This window comes from Arthrobacter methylotrophus, from assembly GCF_039539965.1.
Lineage (GTDB): Bacteria > Actinomycetota > Actinomycetes > Actinomycetales > Micrococcaceae > Arthrobacter > Arthrobacter methylotrophus.
This window is the reverse complement of sequence record NZ_BAABED010000001.1, coordinates 681,634-705,956: the sequence shown is the minus strand read 5'-3', so window position 1 is coordinate 705,956 and position 24,323 is coordinate 681,634. Positions and strand designations below refer to the sequence as shown.

The following is a 24,323-nucleotide window of genomic DNA, read 5'->3' as shown; positions in this document are numbered from 1 at the left end:
GTTCCCCCTCGTCGTCTTGTTCGGACATCGCTTGTCGGCAGTTGTTAGTGGCCTGGCTAGGTGACCGGTATGAGCAGGGCCACCGGGAACCTCGACAGAAGGCGTGTGAGCTGCGCCTCGCCTGCTGGGTAGCTGTTGCCCGTGAGCGTGTCATGGACCGCGTGTTTCAGTTGGATGGAGGTGTCCTGCCATCCGCCACTCAGCTCAAGCTTCCGCGGGAGCCTGGTGGCTAGAGTGATGGCGCCGGAGCCGGCCGCGCCGCGGTCGAAGGCGATCAGATGTTCGGCCGCGGGCCCGTCGGCATTGACAGGACTGTAACCACCGAAGAGCTCAGGCCGGTCGCGACGCAGGCGCAGCGCCCGGGAAGTCAGCAGCAGCTTAGCCAGTTCGTCCCGCACCTCAGTTGGGGCACCGGCGTCAAGGGCTGCAAGCGCGGCCCTGCGCCGTTCGAAATCGACCGGGCGGCGGTTGTCCGGATCGGTGAGCGAACGGTCCCACAACTCAGTCCCTTGGTAGACGTCCGGTACGCCCGGCATGGTCAGCTGGACAATCTTGGCCGACAACGAGTTGGACGTCCCGTACGGTTCCAAAAGGGCCACGAACCCTTCCAGTGCGGCCGAGGCCTCCGGAATATCGAAGACTGCGTCGACGGCGGAGGTGAGGCTCGCTTCGAATCCTTCGTCCGGCTCCGTCCAGCTGGTGGAGTTACCGGCCTCGCGTGCCGCCTTGACGACGTAGCCGTGAAGGCGTTCGCGACTGGCTGGCCAAGCGCCCGTCATGGATTGCCACACGAGGGCTGCGAGGGGTCCGTCGGGAATCGGAGCAAGTTCTTGCATCCTGTCCACGAATGCTTCCCACTCGGGGATTGCCTCTGAGATAGCGGAGATCCTGGCCCGGGTGTCTTCGCTGCGCTTCGTGTCGTGCGTGGTCAGCGTGGTCATGGACAGCCGGAGCCGTTCCTGGCGGCGCACCATCCGGTCATGGAATCCAGCCGGGGACAGGGCGAATTCCGTGGGGTCCGCTCCAACCTCGGTCAGCGTTCCAAGACGCGTGTAGCGGAAGAACGCGGTGTCTTCCACGCCTTTTGCCATGACCATGCCTGAGGTTTGTTGGAACCGGCAGCCCAGTTCACCGGTAGCGTCGAGCAGCAGCGGAAGCAGCGCATCGAGGACTCTTCCGAGCTCCGGCCTGGTCTGGGCGGAACGCTCAACGGCCTCCACCACGATGTCTTTGCCGAACGGTAGGTAGCTTCGGTAAACGGGGAAGGAGGCAATGACCTCGGCCAGCGCATCGGCCACTTCACGCCGAGGAAGCTCCGGCGACTCCGGGACGAGCCTCGCAAGCCGCAGAATTTCCGAGTGCAGGATGCCGTCGGTGATGCGCCGCTTGGTCCCGTGGATCATGGCCTGGTAATCAGCCGGTGACTGGGTGCCCCGGAGCCTTGCGTCCAGGGCGTCCAGCGGTGCCTCGGCGTCGGGATCAACGAAAAGGCGGTCGACGTCGGCGAGTGCGTCATAGCCGGTGGTTCCTTCGCAATCGAAATTCTCCGGAAGTTCCTCCCCCGGCTCCAGGATCTTCTCTATGAGCACATAGGAGCCGGCTGTGGTCTCCTTCAGGCGGGCCAAGTATCCGGCCGGATCCGCGAGCCCGTCAGGGTGGTCGATCCTCAGCCCGTCCACGAGTCCGTCGCGGAACCAGCGGGAGACCTCGGCGTGGGATTCCTCGAAAACCCAGGGGATTTCCACGCGGATCCCGGCCAAAGTGTTGACCGCGAAGAATCGGCGGTAATTCAGTTCGTCGTCGGCCCGCCGCCAGCCGATCAGTTCGTAATGCTGACGTGCATGGATGTCCCGGGCGGTGTCACCGGGGGCGTAGCTGCCGTCGGCCAGCGGGTACCGATGGTCGAAGTAGCGCATTTCGCCGTCGACCACTTCCAGTTTGTCGAGGTCGTCGTCGCTGCCGAGAACCGGGAGCCGTAGCTTTCCGCCGCCGAAGTCCCAATCGACGTCGAATGCTTCCGCGTAACGGGAAGTCTTGCCTTCTTTGAGGAGCGACCACCACCAGGCGTTTTGCGGAGGCGACGCAACGCCCATGTGGTTGGGAACAATGTCCACCAGGACCCCGAGTCCGGCTTCCCGTGCCGCCTTGGAGACTGCGGCGAGCCCTTCCGCCCCGCCACGGGAAGCATCAACGGCGGAGGGGTCGGTCACGTCGTAACCGTGGTCCGAGCCTTCCTCCGCCGTCAGGATGGGCGACAAGTACACCCAGTCGACCCCGAGCTCGCGTAGATAGTCCGTGAGAGCTGCCGCGTCCTGGAGCGTGAACGAGGAACGGATCTGGAGCCGGTACGTGGAGGCCGGCGTCCTCATGATTTCCCGTTCTTGGGGACGCGTGGCTTTCTGGGCTTCTTCGGCGCGGCAGGGGGCTTGGCATCGGCGGCAGCCTTGCTTCCGGAGGCGACCTTGCTTCCGGAGGCAGGCTCGCTTCCGGAAGCGGGCTCAGTCGGTGCCGGCGTGGCTGGTGCCGTCAAGGAAGCCGTTTCGGGCGTGGTTGTCTGCGACAAGGCGGCCAGGGAAGCGGCGACGGAGTGGTCCGGGTCCGTGTCCGGCACGCTGTGTGCCCGCAAGACCACGAGCGATTTGGCCCCGACACCGAGGACGGTTTCCGCCAGTACGGGTTCGGTGTCGGCTCCGCCGCCAGCGGTATCGATGATGATGTCCCACGCGGGCGCGTATTCGTCCGAGGGAACCCTGAAACCGACTTCATCGTCGTGGGCGTTGAAGTACAGCAGGAAATTAACGTCCTTGATCCGGCGCCCCTGGTTATCCCGGCCACGGATCCCGTCACCGTTGAGGAACACCCCCACGGAGCGACCGAAACCGCTGTCCCAGTCCGAGGGCGTCATCGTGGTCCCGTCCACGTCCAGCCACACGATATCCGGAAGCCTCTCGCCTTCCCCCCGAAGCACCGGACGGCCATCAAAGAACCGGCTCCGCCGGAACGTGGGGTGCTTGGCCCGCAACGCACTGACCGCCGCCGTGAACTCCACCAACGGCTGATCCACACTCTCCCAATTGATCCACGTCAACTCCGAGTCCTGGCAATAACCGTTGTTATTCCCCCGCTGCGACCGGCCCAGCTCATCACCATGCAACAGCATCGGAACACCCTGGGAAAGCAGCATGGACGCAATGAAGTTCCGCTGCTGACGGGCCCGCAGACCCAGGACCTTCGGATCCTCCGTGGGCCCCTCAACCCCGCAATTCCAGGAACGGTTATGAGACTCCCCGTCATTGTTACCCTCACCGTTGGCCTCGTTGTGCTTCTCGTTATACGAAACAAGGTCAGCCAACGTGAACCCGTCATGGGCCGTGACGAAATTGATCGAAGCCACCGGACGCCGCCCCGAATGCTCGTAAAGGTCCGCCGAACCAGTCAACCGCGAAGCGAACTCACCCAGCGTGGAAGGCTCCCCCCGCCAGAAATCACGCACCGTGTCCCGGTACTGGCCATTCCACTCCGTCCACTGCGGCGGGAAATTCCCCACCTGATACCCGCCCGGACCCACATCCCAAGGCTCCGCAATCAACTTCACCTGCGAGACCACCGGATCCTGCTGGATCAATTCAAAGAACGTCGAGAGCTTGTCCACATCATAAAACTCCCGCGCCAACGTGGAGGCAAGATCAAAACGGAAACCATCCACATGCATCTCCGTCACCCAATAACGCAAAGAATCCATCAGCAACTGCAAGGAATGCGGGCTGCGCACGTTCAACGAGTTGCCCGTCCCCGTGTAATCCATGTAATGCTTGAGATCACCCTCCACCAGACGGTAATACGCGGAATTATCGATCCCCTTGAACGACAAGGTGGGCCCCAGATGATTACCCTCGGCCGTGTGGTTATACACCACATCGAGAATGACCTCGATACCCGCCGTATGCAAAGCCCTGACCATCGCCTTGAAGTCCTGCACCTGCTGGCCGGTATCACCCTTGGAGCTATAACCATTATGCGGAGCGAAGAACCCGATGGTGTTATACCCCCAGTAATTATTCAACCCCCTGTCCTGCAGAATACCGTCGTTCGTGAACTGATGGACCGGCATCAGCTCGATAGCCGTGACCCCCAGCTTCTTCAAATGGGCAACCACCGCCGGATGCGCGACACCGGCATACGTACCGCGCTGCTCACCGGGCACCTCCGGGTGAAGCTGCGTCAGGCCCTTCACATGCGCCTCATAAATCACCGAACGGTGATACGGGATCCGAAGCTGCTGATCACCGGCCCAATCGAAAAACGGATTGATCACCACACCCATCATCATGTGCGGCGCGGAATCCTTATCATTCCGGGAATCAGGATCCCCCATGTTGTAAGAGAAAAGAGCCGGATCCCAATCGATCTGCCGATGCACAGCCTTGGCATAAGGATCCAGCAGAAGCTTGTTCGGATTGAAACGCTGACCCGCAGCAGGATCATACAAACCATGCACCCGGTACCCGTACTTCTGCCCCGGCTGAACATGCGGAAGATAACAATGCCACACATAACCATCCACCTCGCTGACGGTATAGCTGACCTCATTACCGTCCTCGTCAAAGAGACACAACTCCACCTTCTCCGCTTTTTCGCTGAACAACGCGAAATTCGTCCCCGTGCCATCGAAAGTAGCACCCAACGGATACGCGGATCCTGGCCAAACGTCCATGTGTCCTCCTTCACGTGCCGGATAACTTCCTGCAAGCCTAGCCAGACTATGCGACATTTAAAGAACATCGGAGATTATCTGGTGCGATGTTCCATGAGAGCTCGGTAGACGCCAGGGACCGCCCGGACGATGTCGGAAGCCGTGAGCGGCCCACCCGCCGAGGCGGCACTGCCGGCCATTCCATGGATGCTCGCACCGACGGCCGCTGCTGCTGCCCAACGTTCCGCAGGCTCGATCCCCTGAGCTGCGAATGGTCCGTCGTCGTCCATGCCGGACTCCGCATATGTTGCCGCCAAGGCGCCAAGTATCCCGCCCAGGACATCTCCACTGCCTGCAGTGGACATCCACGGGCACCCCTCCGACTGGCTGAAGACCGCTCCGGAAGGGGAAGCAATCAACGTTGTTGCACCTTTGAGGAGGACCACGGCACCGGTGTGTTCGGCAGCGAGCCTCACGAAATGCAAGGTCCGCGATTCCACATCCTCACGCGTCACGCACACTTCGCCCCGGCCAAGAAGGGCAGCGAGTTCTCCCGCGTGCGGGGTCAGGATCCAGTGGGGCGGGCAGCGTTCGGGCAGGAGCTCCAGGGCACCGGCGTCGACGACGGCGGGCTGGCCGGCGGCGGACGCTGCGGCAAGTACGTCCCGGGCACGTTGTAGTTGCTCGGTCCCGTTCAGTCCAGGCCCAAGCAGCCACGCCTGGACCCGGCCGGGCTCGCCCGGCTCCCAGATCGCTTCAGGGGTCCGCTCCAGAACTTGGCGTGCAACCGTCTCCGGGCCGAGGTACCGCACCATTCCCGCGCCGGCGACGGAGGCCGCCTCGACCGAGAGAGCCGCTGCCCCTGTGTAGCGCTCGGAACCGGCCACAATGCCCAGGACTCCCCTGGTGTATTTGTGGACCCGGCGTCCGGGGTTCGGCAGCACAGCAGCCACGTCGCGGACAGAGAGGCGGCGAAGGGCAGGTAGTGGAAGCGAATCTTCCATGCCGATGGGCACCGGGAGGACACGGCCGGCACAGCCCTCGCCAGGATCGGCCATGAGGCCCGCTTTGACTGCCCCGAATGCCACGGTGAGCCGCGCCGTCAGCACGGGCCAGTGGACCTCGCCGGTGTCTGCGTCCACTCCGCTAGGGACATCGCAGGCTACAACTACCTTCGGCTTTAACTCCTGCAAGGCCACAATCAATTCCGCAGCCGGACCGCCGAGGCCGCCGCGGGCGCCCGTGCCAAGGATGGCATCGATGACCACATCGTCTCCGGCGATGAGCACGGCGAGCTCTTCGGCATTATTCTCGTCCAAAACGTGGATACGTCCACCGGCCGCGCCAAAGGCCCCCAGGGCGCCAGGATGGGCAGAACCGGCGGTGAGCACCGCCGTCGTGCGCATTCCGCGGCGTGCGAGGATTGCCGCGGCGAAAAGACCGTCCCCGCCGTTGTTCCCTTTGCCCGCCAGCACGGTGACGCTCGATCCGTAAAGGCGGCGGCCCTCCGAGCGGAGCTCATTTACGACGGCGTTCGCCAGTCCGTGGGCCGCTCGCTGCATGAGAACAGCGCCTTCTCCGGCATCGAGAAGCGGTTGTTCCGCTGCCCTGATCTGTGTTCCGGTGAAGGCGCTGATCATGGTTGCTGACGCTGCTAAGCTTCGGCGATGACCATGGCAGTAGCGATTCCGCCGTCGTGGCTCATCGAAACATGCCAGCGTTTCACGCCCTTGGAGTCGGCCACCGCGAGGACGGTGCCCTTGACCTTGATCGTGGGGCCGTACTGGTCCAAGCCGATCCAGCAATCCTGCCAGTTCATGCCCGCGGGAGCTCCCAATACCTTGGCCACAGCTTCCTTGGCGGCAAAGCGCGCAGCCAAGGACCGCGTGTTCAGCTCGCGTTCCGCGGGAACGAACAAGCGGTCACGGAGGCCCGGGGTCCGCTCGAGTTGGCGCCCGAAGCGCTCAATGTCTACGACGTCTACGCCTATGCCAACAATCATGCGGCTATTCTACGGTCACGCTCTTGGCGAGGTTGCGCGGCTGGTCCACGTCGTACCCCTTGGCCTTGGCCAGCTCAGCCGCGAAAATCTGCAGGGGAACCGTAGTGAGCAGCGGCATCAGGAGCGTAGGGGTCTGCGGAACGTAGAAGACGTACTCGGCGTAGGCCCGCACGGCTTCGTCGCCCTCTTCGGCGATCACCAGGGTGCGCGCACCTCGGGCGCGGATTTCCTGGATGTTGCTCACAACCTTCGCGTGGAGGGAGTCGCGGCCACGCGGGGACGGGACCACCACGAAGACGGGCTGTCCTTCCTCGATCAGGGCGATCGGTCCGTGCTTGAGCTCGCCTGCAGCGAACCCTTCGGCGTGGATGTAAGCGATTTCCTTGAGCTTCAACGCGCCTTCAAGGGCCACCGGGAAGCCGACGTGGCGGCCAAGAAACAGTACGGACTTCTCGTCCTTCATGCTGCGGGCGAGCTCGCGGAGAGGTCCGGCATTGTCGAGGATCTTCTGGATGTGGGCAGGGATCTTTCCAAGGTCCGCCAAGACGTCCTTGATCTGACCGGAGAAGATGTTCCCGCGCAACTGGGCCAGATAGAGGCCAAGCAGGTAGGCAGCGGTGATCTGGGCGAGGAATGCCTTGGTCGAAGCGACCGCGATCTCGGGACCGGCATGTGTATAAAGCACGGCGTCGGATTCCCGCGGGATGGTGGAGCCGTTGGTGTTGCAGATGGAGATCGTCTTGGCACCCTGCTCACGGGCGTAGCGTACGGCCATCAAAGTGTCCATGGTTTCGCCGGACTGGCTGATGGACACCACCAAGGTGTTGGCGTCAACGATCGGGTCCCGGTAACGGAACTCGTGCGCGAGTTCCACCTCGGTGGGGATACGGCACCAGTTCTCGATGGCGTACTTGGCCACCATCCCGGCGTAGGCTGCTGTGCCGCAAGCAAGCACGATGATCTTGTTGACCTGCTTCAGCAACTCGGGGTCGATCCGGAGCTCACTGAGGGTCAGTTGGCCGTTGATGTCCGAGCGGCCGAGCAGGGTCTGGGTGACGGCGTCGGGCTGGTCATGGATTTCCTTCTCCATGAAGGAGCTGAAGCCACCCTTTTCCGCAGAGGCCGGATCCCAGTCAACGTGGTATTCCTTGCCTTCGGCGGGAGCGCCGAAGAAGTCCGTGATCTCCACGGAGTCGGCCGTGATGGTAACGATCTGGTCCTGGCCAAGCTCGACGGCGCGGCGCGTGTGGTCGATGAAGCCGGAAACGTCCGAACCAAGGAAGTTTTCCCCCTCGCCGAGTCCGACTACGAGGGGAGAGTTGCGGCGGGCGGCCACGACGACGTCGGGACGCTCAGCGTGCACGGCGAGGAGCGTGAAAGCGCCTTCAAGCCGCTGGCAGGCAAGCTGCATCGCTTTGGTGAGCTTGCCATTGGACGAATCCCCCTTGAGCTGGTTGCGGAAAATATCCCCCAGAAGTGCTGCTGCAACCTCTGTGTCCGTCTCCGACGCGAAAGTGACGCCCTTGGCGACAAGCTCCTGCTTGAGCTCGGCGAAGTTTTCAATGATTCCGTTGTGGATCATCGCCAGGCGTCCGCCGTCTGCCAGATGCGGGTGGGCGTTCTGATCCGTGGGTCCGCCGTGGGTAGCCCAACGGGTGTGGCCGATGCCGGTCAAGGACTCCGGGAGCGGATTGTCCTCGAGTTCGTTCAGCAGATTACTGAGCTTTCCCGACTTCTTCCGGCTGGCGATGGTTCCATCAGCCACCACTGCAACTCCGGCTGAGTCATAGCCCCGGTATTCAAGACGACGAAGCCCTTCAAGCACGACGTCGAGAGCCGAGTGCCCGGCGTCTGCCCGGCGGGATGAATTGCCAACGTAACCCACGATTCCACACATGCCTACAAGAGTAGCGGGTGCCCTGCGAAACGGAGGTAGGATATCCAGCCCCGCTGTCCCGCCGTCGTCCGGAAATCGGCGGATCGTACGGTTTTACGGAGAGCATGCTCACACAAATTCTTCCCGCCGTTCACGCAGTATTTCCGGATCAGCCCGTGGAAGGGCAGAATCGCTAGGGTGACTTTGCAACGCAATGAAGCGAACGGCGACGGCTCTTCTCCGTTCGTGGAGCTGGACAGACAGACGTGGTCCAGGCTGGCTGCTCAAATGGAGCAACCGCTTAACGAAGAGGACATCGTCCGGCTTCGCGGCCTCGGCGATCCCCTGGACATGAAGGAAATCCGCGAGGTCTACCTTCCGCTCTCCCGTTTGCTGCATCTCTACGTCCAAGCGTCACAGCAGCTTCATGCGGCCACCACCACATTCCTGGGCGAGCAAACCCAGCGAACGCCCTTCGTGATAGGCGTCGCAGGCTCGGTGGCCGTGGGCAAGTCCACGATTGCCCGCGTGCTGCGCGAAATGCTCCGCCGCTGGCCGGGCACTCCGAACGTGGAACTCATCACCACCGACGGATTCCTCTATCCCCTCGCTGAGCTCAAGCGTCGGCACCTGCTCGAACGCAAGGGCTTTCCGGAGTCCTATGACCGGCGGGCACTGTTACGTTTCGTGAGTGCGATCAAGGGTGGCGCCGAAGAGGTCCGCGCTCCCTGGTACTCGCACGTCACGTACGACATCGTCCCCGACAAGGAAGTGGTGGTCCGCCGGCCCGACGTCCTTATCGTCGAGGGCCTCAATGTGTTGGCGCCCGCCCGTCCCCGGCAAGACGGCCGGCAAGGCTTGGCGCTGAGCGACTTCTTTGATTTCTCGATCTACGTCGACGCCAAGACTTCGTACATCGAAGACTGGTACGTGGACCGGTTCCGCAAGCTTCGGAGTACGGCTTTCGCCCAGCCCGAATCCTACTTCCACCGATATGCGACCCTCTCCGACGCCGAGGCGGAAGCCACTGCACGCGGCATCTGGAAACGCATCAACGAGCCCAACCTCGAGGAAAACGTGCTCCCTACGCGCGGGCGTGCCCAACTTGTCCTCACGAAGGATGCCGATCATTCCATCCGCCGAATGCTGCTCCGGAAGCTCTAGCACGCATGTGCTACAACTGCCGCACCAGCCGTAGGTCGTTCACTGCGCTGCTGGCGGCAGGCGTGGGACTGACTGCCTTGGCTGCCTGCACCCCGGATACCCGGGCCGCGTCACCTGCTCCGGCTCCGCCCCCCTCAGGTCCCCCCACGGCAACGCCGACACCGACGGCGGCGACCACAACACCGGTTCCAGCACCAACGGCGAACGAGGCACCGCCGTCGAGCGCACCGCCGTCGGGGGCTTTGTCCCAAAAGCATTCCCTGAGCGACCCCACGAGCCAATGGGTCATTGTCAACAAGCACCGGCCGCTGACACCCCTGCAGTTCGTCCCTGCCGACTTGGTTCAACCGAAGGTCCAACTGGCGGTCAGCGGAGAAGCTTCCCTGCTCAACAGCACGACAGCCGGCGCCGCCGAAAAGCTCTTCGCCGCGGCCGCCTCGGCCGGGGTGACCATGACGCTGGCGTCGGGCTACCGTTCATTCCAGACCCAAACCACCACATACAACGGGTACGTGAACACGCGCGGCCAAGCCTCGGCCGACACTGCCTCCGCACGACCCGGCTTCTCGGAACACCAGACCGGCTGGGCGTTCGATATCGGCGACGGTGGCGGGGCGTGCAGCTTCGAGCCCTGCTTCGCCGAGCAGCCGGCCGCTGTTTGGGCCAGGGACAACGCCTACAAGTACGGATTTGTTGTCAGGTACCCGCGGATGCGCCAAGAAGTCACCGGCTATTACTACGAGTCTTGGCACTTGCGCTTTATCGGGGTTGAGGCCGCAACGGACATGGCCAACCGCGGCATCAGCACTCTTGAAGAATATTTCGGCCTTGAAGCAGCGCCGAGCTACCAATAACGGTTGACTAATCCGGAAAGTTCCCGACACTCCCAACAGAGGTCGAACGCAACCCACCCTGAATTGATCAGCATGCGCTAGTTTGGTGCCATGCTGAGTGGATTCAAGAATTTCATTCTGAAGGGCAATGTCGTAGACCTTGCCGTAGCCGTCGTCATGGGTGCCGCCTTCGGTGCGGTTGTTGATGCACTCGTCAAGAACGTCCTCATGCCGCTGATCGCTGCCTTGGTTGGCTCCCCCAACTTTGACAGTTTCGCCAAAGTGACCATCAACGGAAATGATCTGCAATTCGGTGTTTTGCTGACTGCAATCGTCAATTTCGTCTTGGTAGCCGCTGCCATCTATTTCGTAGTGGTAGCTCCCATGAACCATCTCATCGAGCGTCGCAACGCCAAATTGGGCATCGCCGAAGAAGAGCCGGCCGCGGACCCCGCGGTCACGCTCCTCACCGAGATCCGCGACAACCTCGCCCAAAGGTAGCTTCAACAAGTGTGGCCCGTCTCCCTCGGGAGGCGGGCCACACTTGTTTCGCTTCTTTGCCGGGGCTCGGGCTAGAAGGCCAGTTCCCGCGGAATCGTGAGGCGGTCTTCGACGACGCCGGCAAGTTCGGTGCAAATGCGGGTTGCGGTATCCATGTCCGCAGCCTCGACCATCACCCGCACCAGCGCTTCCGTGCCCGAAGGCCGAAGGAGCACTCGGCCGGTCTCGCCAAGTTCCAGTTCGGCCGCGGCCACCGCAGCGGCCACGCCTTCGTCCGATGCTGCCCGTGACTTGTCCACGCCCTTGACGTTAATCATGAGCTGCGGCAGCTTGGTCATGACACGTGCGAGATCCTTGAGGGTCCTTCCGGTGCCAGCCACCTGGGCGGCGATCTGCAAACCAGTCAGGACGCCGTCGCCAGTGGTGGCGTAGTCGGAGAAGATGACGTGGCCCGATTGCTCCCCGCCAAGGCTAAACCCGCCGTCGCGCATTTCCTCCAAGACGTAGCGGTCCCCTACTGCGGTCTCGCGGATGGTGATTCCAGCATTCCGCAAGGCGATCTTGAGCCCGAGGTTGCTCATCACAGTAGCGACCAGGACGTCGTCCTTCAGCTTTCCGGACTCTTTCAGCGCGAGGGCCAGGATCGCCATGATCTGGTCACCGTCAACTTCGTTGCCTTCGTGGTCCACAGCGAGACAGCGGTCGGCGTCACCGTCGTGGGCTATGCCGAAGTCAGCACCGTGCTTGACAACTGCTGCCTTCAGCGGGCCAAGGTGGGTGGAACCTACGCCGTCGTTGATGTTAAGGCCGTCAGGCTCCGCACCAATCACCACGACTTCGGCGCCGGCACTGGCGAAGACCTGCGGGGAACAGCCGCTGGCGGCACCGTGGGCGCAGTCCAGCACAACCTTGAGACCGTCGAGACGGTGCGGGAGGGTACCGAGCAGATGGACGATGTAGCGGTCCTCGGCGTCCGAGAAGCGTTGGATACGGCCGACGTCGCCGGCTACGGGACGGGACGGTTCCTTGCCGAGCTGGGCCTCAATCGCGTCCTCCACCTCGTCCGGGAGCTTCTGGCCGCCGCGGGCAAAAAACTTGATGCCGTTGTCCGGTGCAGGGTTGTGCGACGCCGAGATCATGACCCCGAAATCGGCATCGAGGTCCGCGATGAGGTAGGCCGCCGCGGGCGTGGGCAGCACACCGGCGTCGTACACATCGATGCCGGAGCTCGAGAGCCCGGCTTCCACCGCAGCAGCGATAAACTCGCCGCTGGCGCGCGGATCCCGGGCGACGACGGCGCGCGGCCGCGTTCCGTTGGCCGCGCGCTCGTGGCCGAGGACCACCGCAGCCGCTTGGGCCAACTGGAGAGCAAGCTCCGCAGTGAGCAATCCATTGGCGAGACCACGCACGCCATCTGTTCCAAATAATCTAGCCATCGCGTCCCAGTCTAGACGACGGCAGTAGGGGCCGAGGCAACGAGTGCCGGGCCCCGCTTGTAACCCTTCAGCCGCGCGACCGCAAGAGTGGCACTACTTGACTTGCGTTTTTTGTTCCACTCTAGTAATGCCTCTTAACAAGTATCTACGATTACCGCATGACACCTAGCTCTGGGGGCTTGGCGCTCGAAATAATCGTCCCCGTTTTCAACGAGTCCGCCATACTCGAAAGAAGCATTTGCCGGCTTGCCGAGTATCTTTCCCGGGAATTGTTGTACAGCTGGAAAATCACGATTGCCGATAATGCGAGCACGGACGCGACCGGCGCCATTTCGCGAAAACTTGTTGATGAGATTCCAAATGTCAGTTATCGGCGCCTCGAGACTAAAGGACGAGGCTTCGCGCTCCGCGACGCCTGGACGTCATCAAAAGCCAAAGTTCTGGCATATGTCGACGTAGATCTCTCGACCGATTTGGCGGCGTTGCCGCCGCTCATCGCTCCCCTGCTTTCCGGACACTCGGATGTCAGCATCGGCACGCGGCTTGGCCGGACTTCCAGGGTAGTCAGGGGTCCCAAACGGGAATTCATTTCCCGGAGTTATAACCTGCTTCTCAAACGGACCATGCAGGTACGGTTTTCCGATGCCCAGTGTGGCTTTAAGGCCGTCAGGGCGGAAGTCGCGCATCGACTGCTTCCTTATGTGGAGGACAATTGCTGGTTCTTCGACACCGAGCTGTTGATCTTGGCGGAGCGGGCCGGGCTTCGTATCCACGAGATTCCAGTCGACTGGATCGACGATCCTGACAGCAGTGTGGACATCCGCCAAACGGCCGTCGACGACATCAGGGGCCTCGTGCGCGTCGCCGGTTCCATGATGAAGGGAAATATCCCTTTGCAAGCGATATACGCGGAGCTGGGGCGAGGACCTATCGCCGCGCCAACGCGTCCCAGTTTCTTCGGCCAAGTGGTGCGTTTCGGAATCGTCGGCGCGTTCTCCACTCTCGCGTTTGCTTTGCTATATCTGCTATTCCAGGGCCCTTTCGGCGCTCAGCAGGGGAACTTCCTGGCACTGTTGGTCACGGCCATCGCCAACACCGCGGCCAACCGTCGCTTTACCTTCAGGATCCACGGACCGGAGCGGCTGTTCACACAACAGTTTCAAGGCCTTGTAGTCTTCTTGGTCGCCTGGGGCATCACCTCGTCCTCCCTGCTCCTGCTGCATGCCATCCACCCGGATGCGGCACCCCGTACCGAGCTGATCGTCCTGACTTGCGCAAACGTATTCGCCACTCTTATCCGTTTTGTTCTGCTCCGGATCTGGGTATTCCGGGTTCGTCGCTCGGAGGAACGGCGCGTTGGTCTTACTCTCCACCAGCCAAAAGAGTCGTTACTTTGATCCTGTTGTCCCAGGCGGGGCAACACCCGGGAAGAATTTGAAGGAGGAGTCAATTGACGGTGTCCGAATCCACCGCTTCCGGCACTAGGCGCCGGGCGGCCGGCTTCGCGATGCGGAGCCCAACCCCGATCGCACGCTGGGAGAAGCTCACTTTGGCCGTTCTCTTGCTCTCCACGGCGTTTCTTTACCTGTGGAAGCTGGATCAAAACGGTTGGGCCAACGCTTTTTACTCGGCCGCGGTTCAGTCAGGTGAACACAATTTCACAGCGTTCTTCTTTGGGTCTTCGGACTGGGGCAACTCCATCACCGTCGATAAACCCCCGCTCAGCCTGTGGGTCATGGGGCTTTCGGTCCGCCTACTCGGACTCAACTCTTGGGGTCTCCTAGTTCCCCAAGTCATCATCACGTTGACCAGTACGCTGCTGATCTTCGTCCTGATGCGCAGATACTTCCCGGCCACCGCTGCTCTCATCGCGGCCGCGGTGTTTGCATACACGCCAATCACGGTTCTGCTAGCTCGCTACAACAATCCGGATCCGCTCATGGTCCTGTTGATGATTGCAGCGCTCTACACCGGAGTTCGAGCCGCCGAGACCGGTAGGCTCAAGCCCCTGCTCTTGTCGAGCGGCCTGTTGGCTCTCGGATTCCTGACGAAACAACTCCAAGCCTTTCTGGTCTTGCCTGCGATCGCGATCGCCTTTCTCCTTTTCGCCCAGATATCTTGGCGCAAGAGGTTTCTGAGGCTTGTAATAGCCGGAGGCGCCTTGGCCTTTGGCTCCCTGGCGTGGCCGTTCGCCGTGGACCTAACGCCTGCCCAATCCCGCCCTTTTGTTGGCGGATCTACGCACAACAGCATGATTGAGCTGACACTCGGGTATAACGGGATCGATCGTGTCGTGCAGCGTCAAGATGACCCGTCGATGGCTCTGGTTCAGCCGGAGTTCAGGGGCGTCGGCTCAGATGCAGGCTTTTTCAGGCTATTCAACATCAATTACGGCCAGGAGGCAGGTTGGTTGCTAATGGCGGCGCTACTCAGCAGCGTGGCAATAATCTGGGCCATCGCGAAGCGCCGACTCGACCGGAGCGAAGCAACTCTTGCCTCCGCCGCCGTCCTCTGGTTCTTGACTACGTACCTAACGCTGAGCTTCATGAGCCAAGGCTTTCATTCCTACTACACCGCGTCCTTGGCGCCGCCATTGGCGCTCTGTATCGGTATTGGGACCCGGCTCTTGCTATCAGACGCCAAAACGGCGATCGGGCGTATGTGGATCTCAGTTGCTTTGGCGGCAAGCTTCATTTTCGCCAACGCTATGTGGCGTATTAGCGGGGTATTTCCGGATTGGTTCGGAAATACCCTACTGTTTGGGGGCTTGCTGGCTGCCGCAGCCTATGCGATCCGATCGCCCTGGGCATGGCTCGAACGGGGCATCTCTGCACTGGCCATCGGAGCACTGTTGATCGGCCCGGTGTACTGTTCTTTGCTGACCGTCGGATCGCCCCAAGCAGGGTCCAACCCCCTGTCTGGCGGCATATCGAGGAACCCGAACACTCTCAGTCGCTTCCTTGACGGTGTCAAGCAACAAGATCCCGCGTGGGCCTTTGGGCTTGCACTTGGCAATAGTCCGAGCAAGGCAGTCCTGGACCGCCTGCAATTGGCTCCAACAAGATGTACATGGGCCGCAGCCACCTACCCAGCGCAAACAGCTGCACGCTTCCAGCTCGCGTCCAATCGTGCGATCATGCCGCTCGGTGGATTTGCCGCGATGGATCCCAGTCCCACCCTGAAGCAGTTTCAGGACTGGGTCGTTGCGGGACAAATTTGCTACCTGGTCGAGCAGCCTGAACAACTGATGGTCCCGGGAAACAGTCGGGAACTAACGGCGATTCAGAATTGGGTAGCGGAGACATTCCGCGCAGATGTCACCGATGGCACCACGGTGTACGACCTAGGAAGACCACTGGAAGGTAGCCATTAAACGCGGCAAGGCCCGCCCCGCCAAGCGGCGGAGCGGGCCTTGAAAGCGATTTAGCGCTTGTGGATCCGAGCGCTAAAAAACGCCGAGGGCCCCGCGGTGATGTCGCGCCAGCGGCAACACCACGGGTAGGCGTATTTTTAGCGCTTGGAGTACTGCTGAGCCTTGCGTGCCTTCTTGAGACCAGCCTTCTTACGCTCGATGACGCGGGCGTCACGACGCAGGAAGCCGGCCTTCTTCAGCGTGGCGCGGTTGTTCTCGGTGTCGATCTCGTTCAATGAACGAGCGATGCCCAGACGCAGTGCGCCGGCCTGACCGGAAATGCCACCACCGTGGATGCGGGCGAAGACGTCGTAGGCGCCGTCAAGATCAAGGATCTTGAAGGGCTCGTTGACATCCTGCTGGTGCAGCTTGTTCGGGAAGTAGTTGGCCAGCTCGCGGCCGTTGATGATCCACTTGCCGGTGCCGGGCACGATGCGAACACGTGCAACAGCTTCTTTGCGACGACCAACTGCGGCACCCGAAACGGTCAGTGCCGGGCGCTCCTTCTTCGGCGCTTCTGCTTCCGCAGGACCGCTCTCCGAGGTGTAGCTAGTCAGGTTTTCCTCGGCCACAACGGCCTCGGTGGTCAGTTCTTCGTTCTGAGCCACGATTCTCCTTGTTTTAAAAGTTGTTTGGTGGCCAGGACTACTGGGCGACCTGGGTGATTTCGAAAGTCTTGGGCTGCTGTGCGGCGTGGGGGTGCTCAGCGCCACGGTAGACCTTGAGCTTGCCCAACTGCTGTGCAGCGAGGGAGTTCTTCGGGAGCATGCCCTTGATGGCCTTCTCCACGGCGCGGACCGGGTTGGATTCCAACAGCTCCGCGTAGTTGACGGAGGTCAGGCCGCCCGGGTAGCCGGAGTGGCGGTATGCGCGCTTCTGCTCCAGCTTGGCGCCGGTCAGGGCGACCTTTTCAGCGTTGATGATGATGACGAAGTCGCCCATGTCCATGTGGGACGCAAAGGTCGGCTTGTGCTTTCCGCGCAGCAGTGTTGCGGTCTGGCTGGCAAGACGACCAAGGACAACGTCGGTGGCATCGATGACGTGCCACTGGCGGTTGATATCGCCGGGCTTCGGGGTGTACGTACGCACGGTTTTGCCTCGTTCTTGTTCTGGCGTTCATGTTTTAGGCGGCACGCCTGGAGCGTGTGCCTACTAGGTATGCGTTACCGGAGCAGAGGTGAGGGCTCTATGTACCAGTCATCCCGAAGTCCCGATATGCCTGTCGAGTTAACGATCCTGCAACTGGATCCCCAAGCGGGCATGTGTCATCGAGAAAGGACACGCACAACGACTATCAACAATAGCGGCAAGGAGCTTCAGGGTCAAAATAGGCTGGAAACCAGCGTGAACGACTGAGACCCTTCCTGAGCTTCTAGGAGATGCCATGACAGCAACTGCCGCCCAGCCCTTGCTCGTGGCCCCCCTCGGGCTCCTAGGGCTGCTCACGAGCCCTCTAGCAGAGCTTCTAATAGCTCGATTCCTGCCGCGGCTTGGCGGGCTCCCCTCCCCCCTTGTCAGGATCACGACGGCGGTGGGCTCCGCAGCGCTGTTTATCCTCCTGGCGCTCCGGTTTGGTTTCTCACCGGCCCTCCCCGCCTATCTCCTCCTGGCAGTGCTCGCAGTGCAGTTGTCACGCGTTGACGTGGCGCACCATTTACTTCCAAACCCGCTGGTCCTGTTGCTGCTTGCTGCCGGCCTTGGTCTGTTAACCATGTCGGCTGTGCTCGTTCCGGACTGGTCTGGACTGCTGCGCGCAGCTGCCGGCGGCGTCATCTTGTTCCTCGGGTACTTAATTCTCGGATTAGTTTCACCAGGGGGCCTCGGAATGGGCGATGTAAAGCTCGCGGCACCACTCGGAATGTACTTGGGCTACTTGGGCTGGACGCAGCTGTTCTACGGGGGACTGCTGGGATTCGTGGTGGGCGGGATGATGACGATACTGATGTTGCGCCTGAAGCGCGGAATCAAGCCATCTGAGGTGGCTCATGGACCAGCCATGTTCGCCGCGGCAATTGGAGTAGTCCTGCTCCTCGCTTGAGGCAGGGGCCATCTTCACTGGCTTCCCTCAGACCGCAGGAGCCCCATCCGTGTCGGCACCTAAGTAGTACTTAGGCAGAAAAACCGAGTACCCCCGAAGCGCTCTTCGAGTAGTCCCCGCCGTCAGCGCTAAGAAAGACGAGTACCACTACGCATTGTTTGTTAACCATCCCACGGGCAATTCTTGTCCTATCGAAATCCGAACGCCAAACGGAATATGTAGGTAACTGGAATTCGTAGACAAATTCACTTATCTGGGAAAGGTTTTTTCCAATGTCAACTCTCATGATTTCGACCCTCGCATTCGTCGCCGGCATCAAAGACAAACTGACCTCCGAAAAAGGCGCAACGGCAACCGAGTATTCACTGCTTGTCGGTCTCATTGCCCTCGTCATAGTTGGCGGGGTCGGCCTGTTCGGCGGAGCACTGAACACCTGGTTCACGACCCTCAGCACCACGGTCGGCACCTGGTAACCAGGCACAAACGTTGTGCCGCGCCTATCGGCGCGGCACAACGCACCGTTTTCTCGCTGCAAAATCCGCAGCATCTACACAGGGGGATCCTTTGAAACGCAGGATCAAGTCTTCCAAGAACCATGAGCGGGGCGCAGTTGCCGTCGAATTCGCTCTCGTCGCCCCAATCCTCGTGTCTCTGATCATCGCCGTTGTTGAGTTTTCGAACGCCTACAACATCCAGGTTTCAGTGACTCAGGCCTCCCGTGAAGCCGCGCGGACCATGGCAATCACCAACGACAGCAGCAAGGCCACCGCGGCCGGCAAGGCCGGAGCACCCTCGCTGGACACCTCCAAACTGAGTTTCAGCTACTCTGGCGCCTGCGCAGCAGGCAGTCCCCCTCCAACCGTCACGGTGACCACTACCTACAGCGGCCAGTCGCTCACCGGATTCTTCGGCTCCAGTCTCACCGTCACTGGCAAGGGAGCGATGCAATGCAACGGCTGATCCGGCGTCGGGACCTTCAGGACAGAGAAAGCGGGGTTGCGGGCGTGATGGTCGCGCTCATGATGCTCACGCTAATTGGGGTAGGCGCCGTCGCGGTCGATGTCGGCCAGATCTACGCGGAGCGGGCCCAACTGCAAAACGGAGCTGATTCCGGAGCGCTCGCCGTGGCGAGCAGCTGCGCCAAGGGTTCCTGCAATACTTCGTTGGCCGGCCCCTTGGCCAATGCGAATGCCAACGATGGCGCAAGCACCGTGAAATCAGTGGATTTGAGCGTACCGGGCCGGGTGACGGTCACAACCTCTACCAAGGACGGCACCACCGGAGCCGGCTACCTGAGCAAAATGTTCGCCAACGCCCTCAACACCGCGCCTGTGACGGTCGGCGCCCAAGCAACAGCCACGTGGACCAACGTGCCTGCACCGGGCGCTCTGCCACTGGTCTTTGACCAATGCCAGGTGAGACCCGCCTATGCACCTCCAGGAACCACGGTCATCATCAAAGAACACGGCAAGAGTCCGTGCGTTGGCAGTCCGTCTGGACACCACATACCGGGAGGCTTTGGCTGGCTAACCGAGACGGGAACGTGCCAGAGCATCCCTGACGCCAACGGCTGGGTCGACTCCGCCCCAGGCAATGGCAAATTTCCCAGCGACTGCACGTCAACGACTGATTCATGGCGCGCGGCAATCGACTACTCCCAAAACAAATTCGCCATCGCATATTTTCCAATTTTCGACGATGGTTCCGGAAACGGGGCAAATGGTCAATTTCACATTATTGGGTACGCGATGGTGGAACTGCATGGCTGGGATTTCGTGCAGAACTCAGATGGGTTACCTCCAGGAAAGGCCGATCCAGCGTGCGCGGGGCTGGGTGGAAGCAACCGAGGGATCTGCGGCCGGTTCCTGAAAACTATTCCGTTGTCAGCAGCCGGTCTAGCAGGGGGTCCGTACTTCCAAAGCTCCGTTGTGACGCTCGTCAAATAGTCTATTTTCTAAGGGGAACACAATGAAAACGCGCCTACTGGGAGGCATCGCTGCGCTTGTCGTAGCCATCATTGGAACAGTGATGCTCGTGTTCTATGTCCAAGGCGCCGACAAGCGCGCTCTGGCAAATACGGAGACCGAAGACGTCTACGTCATCCAAAAAGAAATTCCCGCAGGAACTCCCACGGCAAAATTCGGGGATTCTGTCATCAAAAAGTCCGTGCCCAAGGCGGCAATCGCAGCGGACAGCGTCAACAACCTGGGAGATCTGGGCTCCAAGGTATCTTCGATTGACTTCATGCCTGGTGAGCAATTGCTTGCAACCCGGATGGTCGACCCAAACAGCCTGGCCGGTCCGGGCCGTGTTCAAGTACCCGCAGGGCTCCAAGAAATCACGCTCAAGCTGCCGATCGAACGCGTTGTCGGCGGGACCGTGAAGGCAGGTGACACGGTCGGGGTGATGCTGTCCTTCAAAGCCGATGACAAGTCCAGCGCCCCTGACCAGACAAGCTTCACATTCCACCAAGTCCTGGTCACCGCCGTGCAGGACGCCAGTGGAACGATTGCAGACAATTCAAGTTCCACCTCTCAGCCAAGCAGCGGTTCCCTGAACGCCAGCAAGACCGCGGCTTCAGGGAGTGGCTACCTTGTGACCGTGGCACGGTCCGCCGTCGACGTCCAAAAAATCGTGTACGCCGCGGAGTTCGGCACAATCTACCTGAGCAAAGAGCCTTCGGATGCCGTTGCCGGCGCAACAGGAGTCATCGATCGGGGAAGTGTATTCAAATGAGCCGCTTCGTTCTCATCACCCCGGACCTTGACTTCGAACGCCGGGTACGCTCTGCAACTGCAGGAATGAGCGGAAGTCTCCAGTGGTTCCAGGCCGACTACTTGCCAGCAGGGCCGCGGGAGATCCTGGACCAACTCCTCGGAGAACCGCCTGAAGTGCTGATATTGGGGCCTGGGCTGGAACTCGATGACTCTCTCAAACACGCTTCTCTGCTGGATCTCCAGTTCCCGGAAATCAGTGTGGTGCTGGCCGCGGAACAAAGCGAGGCCTTGGTTCTGGCAGCAATGCGCTCCGGGGTGCGGGACCTCCTCTCTCCCGCGGCGGACTCGGACTCCATCCGCGTGATGGTAGAACGGGCGAGTCTTGCTGCTGCTGGCAGGCGAAGGGGGCTCGCCCCCAACGCCATCGAGACCCCGTCGCAGGCTACGGGCGGCCGCATCATTGCCGTCATGTCCCCAAAGGGTGGGGTGGGTAAGACAACAGTAGCCACCAACCTGGCAGTCGGACTTGGTGCTCTGGCGCCCATGGGGGTGGTGATCGTCGACCTAGACCTTCAGTTTGGCGATGTAGCGAGCGGTCTGTTGTTGAACCCCGAACACACCATCACCGACGCCGTGCTCGGCCCGGCAAGCCAAGACTCCATGGTCCTCAAGACTTACTTGAGCGTCCACCCGGCCAGCATCTACGCGCTCTGCGCCCCCCGCAATCCAGTGGAAATGGACCGGATCACAGCCCAGCACGTCTCCAGGCTGCTTGAGCAACTCCGCCATGAATTCCAGTATGTTGTCATCGACACCGCTCCGGGGCTCGGCGAACATGTTCTCGCCGCGCTGGAGAATGCCACGGACGCAGTCTGGGTGTGCGGCATGGATATTCCGAGCATTCGTGGTTTGCGGACAGGCCTGAACATTCTCGACGAGCTGCAGCTGCTCCCTCAGTACCGGCACGTGGTCCTGAATATGGCTGACCCAAAGAGCGGGCTGGTCCTCGCAGACGTGGAAGCGACCATCGGAGTACCAGTGGATGTTGCCATTCCGCGTTCACGAACCCTTCCTTTCTCCACGAACAAAGGTGTCCCGCTCCTCCAAGACGGGGCGCGAGATGCCGCCACCAAGGGTCTACGCCTGCTGGTGAACCGATTTAAGCCCAATTGGGATGAGCGATCACACAAGCAGTTGCACAGAAGGGCGGTGGTCCGGTGAACCTCTCACGCAGACTCGAAAGTCGTCGGTACGACGCCGGTTCCGGCGCAGCACATGACGCTCCGACCGTGCCCCCGGAAACGGCTGCGCCAACAGCAACCACGCTCGGCCGTATCCAAGAAGCAAAAGCAGCCGAGTCCTCGAATACCGTGGCTCACGCCGATGAAAACCCGCCGTCGACGATTCTGGCGAGCGAAGCACTCGGCGACCTTAAGGAGCGGGCAAGCAAGGCCCTGTTTGAACGACTCGGCTCCAGGCTCTCTGATTCCTCCTTGGACGAGACAGAGCTTCACCAGTACGTACGCGATGAGCTGAAGATTGTTGTCGACGAGGAGCAGGTGCCCCTGACGTCAACAGAACGGCAGCGCCTCACGGCTGAGATCATCGACGACGTCCTCGGCCACGGTGCCATTCAGCGGTTCCTGGACGATCCGGAAATTACGGAAGTCATGGTGAACCGATACGACAGCATTTACGTGGAACGGTTCGGGCGGCTGTACAAGACCGAGGCCAAATTCTCCTCGGACGAGGCCCTGCGCCGGATCATTGAACGCATTGTGTCCAGGGTTGGGCGGCGAATCGACGAGTCGTCTCCGCTCGTCGACGCACGGCTCCCCGACGGCTCCCGCGTAAATGCCATCATTCCGCCGCTCGCCGTCAACGGGCCTTCGCTGACCATCCGAAAATTTGGCCGCGAAGCACTCACGGTCAACAAGCTCATCGAGTTTGGCAGCCTGTCCCCGGAAATGGCGGAGCTGCTGCGGGCTTGCGTCCTGGCTCGGATGAATATCATCGTGTCCGGCGGTACCGGCACGGGTAAGACGACCCTGTTGAACGTCCTATCCTCCTTCATTCCCGTTGAGGACCGGATCGTCACCATTGAGGACGCCGTCGAATTGCAACTCCAACAAGAGCATGTGGTGCGCCTCGAGAGCAGGCCCGCCAACGTCGAGGGACGCGGTGAGGTTACCATTCGGGATCTCGTGCGCAACTCACTCCGAATGCGTCCTGACCGCATCGTGGTAGGCGAAGTTCGTGGTGGAGAGTCCCTCGACATGCTTCAAGCCATGAACACCGGCCACGACGGCTCCATCTCCACTGTTCACGCAAACTCCCCCAGGGACGCCGTCGCACGCCTCGAGACTCTAGTCCTGATGGCCGGTATGGACCTTCCGCTTAGGGCTATCCGCGAACAAGTGGCTTCAGCCGTGAACCTGATTGTGCACATCAGCCGCCTCCGCGACGGAACGCGCAGGGTCACGCACATCACCGAGGTCCAGGGCATGGAAGGCGATATCGTGACTCTCCAAGACGCCTTCCTGTTCGACTACTCGGCCGGCGTCGATGCCAACGGCCGGTTCCTAGGCAAGCCAATCCCCACGGGAGTCCGGCCCCGCTTCACGGACCGCTTCGCAGAACTGGGGATTCCTATCTCCCCGGCTGTGTTCGGAGCCCCTATGGCGGGAGGCTTGCGATGAGCGGTTCGGGAGTCCAGGCCATTTTGCTACCGGCCGGATTGGGTTTTGTCTATCTTGCTCTGTTCCTACTGGTGTTGGTGGTGCTCAAGTCAAAGAGAACCCTCGATGCCGAAAGGCGTCGTCCCGATGCACCGATCCACACGTCAGCCCTGACGCGGCTCACTGACGGCGCCAGAGATGCCATACAGACACGCATTCATCCGCGCTCTGGTGGATATCTTTCGCAAGCGAAACTCGATGCCGCGGGTCTGAAGAAACAACCGGCCGACTACGTCTTGATTGCTGGAATCGTGGTGGTTTTCTCCGGTGTGATGGGATTCATGCTCGGCGGCTTGGTCTTCACGATCCTGATGTGCCTAGTCGCCGTGGTTTCTTTGGTTACATTGCTGGGCTTACTCACATCCCGGCGTTCGTCGAAATTCGAAGAACAAGTACCGGACGCCCTCCAGATGTTGAGCGGAGGCATGCGGGCCGGGCACAGCCTCCTGAGGGCAGTGGACGCCACCGCCCAGGAGAGCGAAGCACCTATGGCCGAGGAGATGAGCAGGATCGTCAACGAAACCCGGATCGGCCGCGATCTTGGTGAGTCGCTGACCGACGTCGCTTTTAGGACAAGGAGCGAGGACTTCGGCTGGATAGCCCAGGCGATCGAAATCCACCGGGAAGTCGGCGGAGACTTGGCGGAAGTACTGGATCACGTTGGCGAAACGATCCGCGACCGCAACCAAATCCGTCGTCAAGTCAGAGCGCTGAGCGCAGAGGGACGGATGTCTGCGCTGGTGCTCCTTGCCCTGCCAGTGGTCATGTTCATCGCGCTCCTGTTCATCAACCCGAGCTACGCCACTACGTTCACGTCCACCGTGCCTGGCTACCTCATGCTCGCCGCCTCTGCAGTCATGCTCAGTGTTGGTGCGTGGTGGCTGAGTCGGCTGATCAAGCCTAAGTACTAGGA

Annotated in this window: 21 protein-coding genes; 13 read left to right on the top strand and 8 right to left on the bottom strand. The window is 61.1% G+C overall.

Translation table 11 applies throughout. The features are described from left to right. Positions 1–56: 56 nt before the first annotated feature. The 5 genes from treY to glmS all read right to left on the bottom strand — a co-directional run bounded on the left by treY (position 57) and on the right by glmS (position 8,592). Positions 57–2,369 (bottom strand): malto-oligosyltrehalose synthase, encoded by a 2,313-nt coding sequence (gene treY, locus ABD884_RS03570; protein ID WP_345036542.1) that lies wholly within the window; start codon positions 2,367–2,369, stop codon positions 57–59. Further along, the gene (gene glgX / locus ABD884_RS03565; protein ID WP_345036529.1) at positions 2,366–4,714 is read right to left on the bottom strand and encodes a glycogen debranching protein GlgX; all 2,349 of its coding nucleotides are present in this window, start codon (positions 4,712–4,714) and stop codon (positions 2,366–2,368) included. Before glgX ends, treY begins: the two co-directional genes overlap by 4 nt. 74 nt (positions 4,715–4,788) lie before the next feature. Then, positions 4,789–6,333 carry an NAD(P)H-hydrate dehydratase gene (locus tag ABD884_RS03560; protein ID WP_345036510.1) on the bottom strand — a complete coding sequence of 515 codons (1,545 nt, stop codon included), beginning with the start codon at positions 6,331–6,333 and terminating at the stop codon, positions 4,789–4,791. Positions 6,334–6,347: 14 nt separating this feature from the next. Next, on the bottom strand, positions 6,348–6,695 hold the full coding sequence (locus ABD884_RS03555; RefSeq protein WP_028265063.1) for a holo-ACP synthase: 348 nt from the start codon (positions 6,693–6,695) through the stop codon (positions 6,348–6,350). A 4-nt stretch (positions 6,696–6,699) separates the two neighbouring features. Then, entirely contained in the window at positions 6,700–8,592 is a 1,893-nt protein-coding gene (gene glmS, locus ABD884_RS03550) for a glutamine--fructose-6-phosphate transaminase (isomerizing) (RefSeq protein WP_345036498.1), read from the bottom strand. 177 nt (positions 8,593–8,769) lie between these two features. On the opposite strand from glmS, the gene coaA reads away from it, so the two are divergent. From coaA to mscL, 3 genes are all read left to right on the top strand, one after another. After that, a complete protein-coding gene (gene coaA / locus ABD884_RS03545; RefSeq protein ID WP_345036493.1) occupies positions 8,770–9,735 on the top strand; it encodes a type I pantothenate kinase in 966 nt (321 codons plus the stop codon). Between the two features lie 5 nt (positions 9,736–9,740). Next, positions 9,741–10,589, top strand: a complete 849-nt coding sequence (locus ABD884_RS03540) for a M15 family metallopeptidase (RefSeq protein WP_345036484.1) — start codon at positions 9,741–9,743, stop codon at positions 10,587–10,589. Between the two features lie 90 nt (positions 10,590–10,679). Continuing rightward, positions 10,680–11,069, top strand: coding sequence for a large conductance mechanosensitive channel protein MscL (gene mscL, locus ABD884_RS03535; protein WP_028265067.1), 390 nt, complete (start codon positions 10,680–10,682; stop codon positions 11,067–11,069). A 71-nt stretch (positions 11,070–11,140) separates the two neighbouring features. Here mscL and glmM read toward each other — a convergent pair whose 3' ends face one another. After that, positions 11,141–12,505, bottom strand: a complete 1,365-nt coding sequence (gene glmM / locus ABD884_RS03530) for a phosphoglucosamine mutase (RefSeq protein ID WP_345036468.1) — start codon at positions 12,503–12,505, stop codon at positions 11,141–11,143. Positions 12,506–12,663: 158 nt separating this feature from the next. On the opposite strand from glmM, the gene ABD884_RS03525 reads away from it, so the two are divergent. Together ABD884_RS03525 and ABD884_RS03520 are read left to right on the top strand one after the other, a co-directional pair. Continuing rightward, positions 12,664–13,902 carry a glycosyltransferase gene (locus tag ABD884_RS03525; protein WP_345036454.1) on the top strand — a complete coding sequence of 413 codons (1,239 nt, stop codon included), beginning with the start codon at positions 12,664–12,666 and terminating at the stop codon, positions 13,900–13,902. Between the two features lie 59 nt (positions 13,903–13,961). Then, on the top strand, positions 13,962–15,878 hold the full coding sequence (locus ABD884_RS03520) for a glycosyltransferase family 39 protein (protein ID WP_345036449.1): 1,917 nt from the start codon (positions 13,962–13,964) through the stop codon (positions 15,876–15,878). 137 nt (positions 15,879–16,015) lie between these two features. On the opposite strand, the gene rpsI is transcribed toward ABD884_RS03520, so the two are convergent. Together rpsI and rplM are read right to left on the bottom strand one after the other, a co-directional pair. Next, entirely contained in the window at positions 16,016–16,525 is a 510-nt protein-coding gene (rpsI, locus tag ABD884_RS03515; RefSeq protein ID WP_078108113.1) for a 30S ribosomal protein S9, read from the bottom strand. A 37-nt stretch (positions 16,526–16,562) separates the two neighbouring features. Then, positions 16,563–17,006 (bottom strand): 50S ribosomal protein L13, encoded by a 444-nt coding sequence (gene rplM, locus ABD884_RS03510; RefSeq protein WP_024817563.1) that lies wholly within the window; start codon positions 17,004–17,006, stop codon positions 16,563–16,565. Between the two features lie 295 nt (positions 17,007–17,301). Between rplM and ABD884_RS03505 the strand changes: the two genes are divergently transcribed. The 8 genes from ABD884_RS03505 (at position 17,302) to ABD884_RS03470 (ending at position 24,321) form a co-directional block, all read left to right on the top strand. Further along, positions 17,302–17,955: a prepilin peptidase gene (locus tag ABD884_RS03505; protein WP_345036426.1), complete on the top strand. Its 654-nt coding sequence runs from the start codon at positions 17,302–17,304 to the stop codon at positions 17,953–17,955. Positions 17,956–18,227: 272 nt separating this feature from the next. Continuing rightward, a complete protein-coding gene (locus tag ABD884_RS03500) occupies positions 18,228–18,428 on the top strand; it encodes a Flp family type IVb pilin (protein ID WP_345036417.1) in 201 nt (66 codons plus the stop codon). A 91-nt stretch (positions 18,429–18,519) separates the two neighbouring features. Further along, a complete protein-coding gene (locus ABD884_RS03495; protein WP_345036411.1) occupies positions 18,520–18,915 on the top strand; it encodes a TadE/TadG family type IV pilus assembly protein in 396 nt (131 codons plus the stop codon). Next, positions 18,903–19,901: a pilus assembly protein TadG-related protein gene (locus ABD884_RS03490; protein WP_345036402.1), complete on the top strand. Its 999-nt coding sequence runs from the start codon at positions 18,903–18,905 to the stop codon at positions 19,899–19,901. Before ABD884_RS03495 ends, ABD884_RS03490 begins: the two co-directional genes overlap by 13 nt. Before the next feature lie 22 nt (positions 19,902–19,923). Next, the gene (gene cpaB / locus ABD884_RS03485; protein ID WP_345036396.1) at positions 19,924–20,691 is read left to right on the top strand and encodes a Flp pilus assembly protein CpaB; all 768 of its coding nucleotides are present in this window, start codon (positions 19,924–19,926) and stop codon (positions 20,689–20,691) included. Further along, the gene (locus tag ABD884_RS03480; protein ID WP_345036379.1) at positions 20,688–21,893 is read left to right on the top strand and encodes a CpaE/TadZ family protein; all 1,206 of its coding nucleotides are present in this window, start codon (positions 20,688–20,690) and stop codon (positions 21,891–21,893) included. The genes cpaB and ABD884_RS03480 overlap by 4 nt, the downstream gene beginning before the upstream one ends. Positions 21,894–22,042: 149 nt before the next feature. Beyond that, positions 22,043–23,371, top strand: coding sequence for a TadA family conjugal transfer-associated ATPase (locus ABD884_RS03475; protein ID WP_345054488.1), 1,329 nt, complete (start codon positions 22,043–22,045; stop codon positions 23,369–23,371). Further along, complete coding sequence (locus tag ABD884_RS03470) at positions 23,368–24,321, top strand: type II secretion system F family protein (RefSeq protein ID WP_345036371.1); 954 nt, start codon at positions 23,368–23,370, stop codon at positions 24,319–24,321. Before ABD884_RS03475 ends, ABD884_RS03470 begins: the two co-directional genes overlap by 4 nt. The last annotated feature ends 2 nt before the right edge of the window (positions 24,322–24,323 follow it).

Excerpts from the sequence above, each read along its gene's own strand:
- treY (WP_345036542.1), bottom strand. The coding sequence starts at position 2,369 with ATGAGGACGCCGGCCTCCACGTACCGGCTCCAGATCCGTTCCTCGTTC.
- glgX (WP_345036529.1), bottom strand. The coding sequence starts at position 4,714 with ATGGACGTTTGGCCAGGATCCGCGTATCCGTTGGGTGCTACTTTCGAT.
- ABD884_RS03560 (WP_345036510.1), bottom strand. The coding sequence starts at position 6,333 with ATGATCAGCGCCTTCACCGGAACACAGATCAGGGCAGCGGAACAACCG.
- ABD884_RS03555 (WP_028265063.1), bottom strand. The coding sequence starts at position 6,695 with ATGATTGTTGGCATAGGCGTAGACGTCGTAGACATTGAGCGCTTCGGG.
- glmS (WP_345036498.1), bottom strand. The coding sequence starts at position 8,592 with ATGTGTGGAATCGTGGGTTACGTTGGCAATTCATCCCGCCGGGCAGAC.
- ABD884_RS03540 (WP_345036484.1), top strand. The coding sequence starts at position 9,741 with ATGTGCTACAACTGCCGCACCAGCCGTAGGTCGTTCACTGCGCTGCTG.
- mscL (WP_028265067.1), top strand. The coding sequence starts at position 10,680 with ATGCTGAGTGGATTCAAGAATTTCATTCTGAAGGGCAATGTCGTAGAC.
- glmM (WP_345036468.1), bottom strand. The coding sequence starts at position 12,505 with ATGGCTAGATTATTTGGAACAGATGGCGTGCGTGGTCTCGCCAATGGA.
- ABD884_RS03525 (WP_345036454.1), top strand. The coding sequence starts at position 12,664 with ATGACACCTAGCTCTGGGGGCTTGGCGCTCGAAATAATCGTCCCCGTT.
- ABD884_RS03505 (WP_345036426.1), top strand. The coding sequence starts at position 17,302 with ATGACAGCAACTGCCGCCCAGCCCTTGCTCGTGGCCCCCCTCGGGCTC.
- ABD884_RS03500 (WP_345036417.1), top strand. The coding sequence starts at position 18,228 with ATGTCAACTCTCATGATTTCGACCCTCGCATTCGTCGCCGGCATCAAA.
- ABD884_RS03490 (WP_345036402.1), top strand. The coding sequence starts at position 18,903 with ATGCAACGGCTGATCCGGCGTCGGGACCTTCAGGACAGAGAAAGCGGG.
- cpaB (WP_345036396.1), top strand. The coding sequence starts at position 19,924 with ATGAAAACGCGCCTACTGGGAGGCATCGCTGCGCTTGTCGTAGCCATC.
- ABD884_RS03480 (WP_345036379.1), top strand. The coding sequence starts at position 20,688 with ATGAGCCGCTTCGTTCTCATCACCCCGGACCTTGACTTCGAACGCCGG.
- ABD884_RS03470 (WP_345036371.1), top strand. The coding sequence starts at position 23,368 with ATGAGCGGTTCGGGAGTCCAGGCCATTTTGCTACCGGCCGGATTGGGT.